This window comes from Aeromonas piscicola (assembly GCF_000820005.1).
In the GTDB taxonomy this organism is placed as follows: domain Bacteria; phylum Pseudomonadota; class Gammaproteobacteria; order Enterobacterales; family Aeromonadaceae; genus Aeromonas; species Aeromonas piscicola.
The window spans coordinates 1-1,097 of record NZ_CDBL01000089.1 but is presented as its reverse complement, the minus strand read 5'-3'; the positions used below and the strand labels follow the sequence as shown (position 1 = coordinate 1,097).

General features: G+C 60.4%; 1 protein-coding gene and 1 pseudogene. One reads left to right on the top strand and one right to left on the bottom strand.

The features are described from left to right. Positions 1-583 (bottom strand): tetratricopeptide repeat protein (locus BN1128_RS23380; RefSeq protein ID WP_209428615.1); only part of this gene is annotated, 583 nt, incomplete at its 3' end. Between the two features lie 333 nt (positions 584-916). On the opposite strand from BN1128_RS23380, the pseudogene BN1128_RS23375 reads away from it, so the two are divergent. Then, positions 917-1,090: pseudogene (locus tag BN1128_RS23375) on the top strand (nucleoside transporter C-terminal domain-containing protein); the annotation flags it as partial. Between the last annotated feature and the right edge of the window lie 7 nt (positions 1,091-1,097).

The following is a 1,097-nucleotide window of genomic DNA, read 5'->3' as shown; positions in this document are numbered from 1 at the left end:
TGCCCGGCTTGGGTGAACGCTCCCCCTGTTCCTTGAGCGGGGTGGCGTTGACGCGGGCCACCGTATCCAGGATGCGCTGCAGATCGGCGGCGCGGCCGGGGTTGAGGGTCGCCAGCTTGCTCTGGTATGCCTGGGCGGCACTGGGGTTTTGCTTGAAGGTCTGCCAGGTGGCCAGGTAGGTGAGCAGGTCTATGTCGTCCGGCGCCGTGCTGAGCGCCTGCTCGAACAGGCCGATGGCCTTGTCCACGTTGCCGTTGTAGATCTGGGCGTTGGCCGCCGAGATCAGCAAGTCGGTGCGGTAGGGTTCGAGCTGATAGGCCTGCAGCAGCAGTTCTGTGACCTGCTCCATGTTGCTCGGCATCTTGGCGGTGAAGCCGGCGGTGGAGATGCGGGCCGGCGACTTGAAGATCTGCCAGGCATCCGCCAGCAGCTGATCCACCACCTGGCGCTTGCTGATGTACTGGTCATAGTTTTGCTCCTTTTGCAGGGAGCGCACCGGAGCAGCCCAGGCATTGGTGGAGACAAACACTGGCAGCGTCAACAGGCTGGCCAGGGTCAGGGCAATCGCGGTTTTCTTTATCATGGCGTTCCACTTGGGGTTAAGGGCGTTATGCCATTGCATGACCCGTAGGGGCTTTTCCAATAAAAACATAAACTTGGTGATTGCTTACTCTACTCCTTTTCAGATGAAAAAAACGTGAACCGATTCGGTTATCCGGGGATGGGGTCTGCGCCTCTCTCCGGTGCCATCTGCCCGCGCCGCTGGGCCTCGCTGGCAGGCACTCATTGGGCGTGTGCTCACTTGCGGGTCAATCCTGCCGCGTTTTCGGGCGAGCCCCTGTTCGGGGTGAAAAAGTGGCCGAAGCCAATCGTTTTACAGCTTTTTCTGTGAAGGCGATCATTGTGCCATCGCCGCCTCTGTGGCTTTGCCAACCTAGGCTCCATTGCGGTGCAGCTTGGCTCTATCGGCACCATGGCACCGGAGCGCCGTCACGATGCGGCCAATATGGGGTTAAAGGCAGTGCTGGCCGCCACCCTGGCCAACCTGATGAGCGCCACCCTGGCCGGGATCTTTGTCTCACTGGCCTGATGGTTGA